Origin of the sequence: Achromobacter sp. (assembly GCF_036567245.1) — a bacterium.
GTDB lineage: Bacteria > Pseudomonadota > Gammaproteobacteria > Burkholderiales > Burkholderiaceae_B > Achromobacter.
Genome location: NZ_DATCUY010000461.1, coordinates 1 through 2,614 on the forward strand (window position 1 = coordinate 1; position 2,614 = coordinate 2,614).

The 2,614-nt window shown below is 66.3% G+C and carries 3 protein-coding genes; all 3 read right to left on the reverse strand.

Annotated features, from left to right (window positions below):
* The coding region (locus VIR09_RS19665) for a cytochrome ubiquinol oxidase subunit I (RefSeq protein ID WP_332014387.1) at positions 1–1,003 on the reverse strand (1,003 nt) is incomplete at its 3' end.
* Positions 1,004–1,309: 306 nt separating this feature from the next.
* Positions 1,310–2,005: an alpha/beta hydrolase gene (locus VIR09_RS19670; protein ID WP_332014388.1), complete on the reverse strand. Its 696-nt coding sequence runs from the start codon at positions 2,003–2,005 to the stop codon at positions 1,310–1,312.
* An 80-nt stretch (positions 2,006–2,085) separates the two neighbouring features.
* On the reverse strand, positions 2,086–2,614 hold a 529-nt coding region (locus VIR09_RS19675), incomplete at its 5' end, for a DMT family transporter (protein WP_332014389.1).

Here is a 2,614-nt window from a genome sequence, read left to right on the forward strand (position 1 = left end):
TCAGCATGCCCAGCCCGGCCATGACGCGGAACGACCAGAACACGGCCGTGGCGTTGGGCCGGTCTTCCGGCGGATACGACTTGAGGCCGGGGAACTGGCCGTCCCAGCTGTGCGTGAGGATCAGGCTGCCCAGGCGCGGAACGTTCAGCGCGTAGCGCGTTTCCTCGCGTTCCATGTCGGGGATGCCGAACAGCGTCAGCGGCACGCCGGCGCCGGGCTCGTTTTCCCAATGGCCTTCGATGGCCGCGATCTTGGCCGGCTGGTGCTTGAGCGTGTTGAGCCCGTGGAAGTCGCCCACCACGGCCTGCAGCGGCGCCGCCAGCAGCAGCATGCCCATCGCCATCGAGAACATCTTCTTGACGGCGGGGCTGCGGTCGCCGCGCAGCAGGTGCCAAGCGCCGGACGCGCCCACCATGAGGGCGGTGGCGAGGAAGGCGGCGATGCCCATGTGCGCCAGGCGGTAGGGGAAGGAGGGGTTGAAGATCACCGCCAGCCAGTCGGTGGGCACCACGCGTCCGTCCAGGATCTCGTAGCCGGCGGGCGTCTGCATCCAGCTGTTGGAGGCGAGGATCCAGGTGGCGGACACCAGCGTGCCCAGCGCCACCATCACGGTCGAGAAGAAATGCAGGCCCGGTCCCACGCGCGACCAGCCGAACAGCATCACGCCGAGGAAGCCGGCTTCCAGGAAGAAGGCGGTCAGCACTTCGTAGGCCAGCAAGGGCCCGGTCACGCTGCCGGCGAAATCGGAGAAGAAGCTCCAGTTGGTGCCGAACTGATAAGCCATCACCAGGCCGGACACGACGCCCATGCCGAAGTTGACGGCGAAGATCTTGGTCCAGAAGTGGTAGAGGTCGCGGTAGACGGTGTTGCGCGTGCGCAGCCACAGCCCTTCCAGTACCGCGAGGTAGCTGGCCAGGCCGATGGTGATGGCGGGGAAGATGATGTGAAACGAGATGGTGAAGCCGAACTGTATTCGGGCAAGCAATAGCGCGTCGCTATCCATGGCGGTATTCCTGACTTCGTCGCCAGCGCGCCTCTACCGCCACAAGACGGCGTGCGCTGACGGGTGTTTGAACTACACCGTGAAGTTAGAGCCGCAGCCCTTATCAGTACAGATTCAGAGAAAGAAGAAAAAAGCGGATCAGTTTGCTTGGTTTACTGGATCTGCATCCCTGATTCATAGAGAAAACATCTGTGCTGCAGATATTTTCCAGCTTTCGAAGTTACAAAAAAAGCAGCACAGAAAAGGCAGGTGTGTCCCCTGATACGCATGTTTGGAGGCGCAGCCCGCCCGATCTGCGCCAGTCCGCTACGAGGCGCAGGCGCGCGCCGCTTCGTCGATCAGGCCAGCCACCTCGCCAGCGCGGGACGCCAGCGACGCGTGGCTCGCGTCCAGGGTGATGGTCTTGCGGGTGTTCATGCGTCCGGCCATGCGCGTCTGGTTCTCGGGGGCGATCATCCGGTCCTGGCTGGAGATCTGATACCAGGACGGTTTGCTGCGCCACGCGGGGACGGACACCGTTTCGCCAAAGGCGCTGGCCAGCGGTGCCTTCTGCGTGACGGCCATGACCAGCCCCTCGTCGGCGGGGAGGTCCTGGCAGAAGCTCTCGTGGAACTTATCGGGGCGCAGCCACAGGTAGCCGTCGCTGTCGGGCGCCAGATTGGGCGCGGCCGCAGGCAGCATCTCCTGCGTGATCCCGCCGGGGCTTTCGCCCGCATCCGGAGCAAAGGCGGCGATGTACACCAGGCCGGCCACGTTGGGCTGGTTGCCGGCTTCCGTGATGACCGCGCCGCCATACGAATGGCCGACCAGCAGCACTGGGCCCTTTTGTTGCGCGATCATCTTGCGGGTGCGTTCGGCGTCGTCGGCCAGCGACGTCAAGGGCATTTCCACGGCATGCAGGTCTTGATAACCCTTGCGCGCCAGTTCAAGAATGACTCGGGTCCAGTGGGCGGCGCCGCCCCAGAACCCGTGGACAAGAATGATGCTGGGTTTGCTGCTCATGGTGCGGCTCCTTCCGGGGATGGAGCAACGATCATGCGCGTGCCTCGCCGGCGCCGCTACTGCTTTTGCGTGCCGGCGTGTTACAGCGGCCGCGGCGCAGGCGCGACGATGGCCGGGCGCTGGGCGCGCTGGCTCAGCCACACGCTGGCGACCACGATCGCCATGCCGGCGATCTGCGCGGCGCTCAGCTGCTGGCCCAAGAGGCCCCAGCCCAGCAGCACCGCCGTGATCGGGCTGAGAAAACCCAGCGAGGACACCACCGCGGGCTCCAGCCGCGCCACGCCGCGGAACCAGAGCACGTAGGTCAACGCCGCACCAATCAGGCCCAGGTAGGCGATGCCGGCCACGTTCAGGGTGGTGAGCGGCGGCAGGGCGGGTTCCGCGGCGAAGGCCAGCGGCACCAGCAGGATGCCGCCCGCCGTCAGTTGCCAGGACGTGAAGGTGAGCGCCGACACCGGCGGCTGCCAGCGGCGGCTGAGCACCGTGCCCAGGGCCATCGAGGCGGCGCTGACCAGTCCGGCCGCGATGCCTACCGGATCCAGCGCGGCCTTGGGCGTCAGTACCAGCAACGCCACGCCGCCCAGGCCGCCCAGCGCCGCCAGCACCGAC

Excerpts from the sequence above, each read along its gene's own strand:
- VIR09_RS19670 (WP_332014388.1), bottom strand. The coding sequence starts at position 2,005 with ATGAGCAGCAAACCCAGCATCATTCTTGTCCACGGGTTCTGGGGCGGC.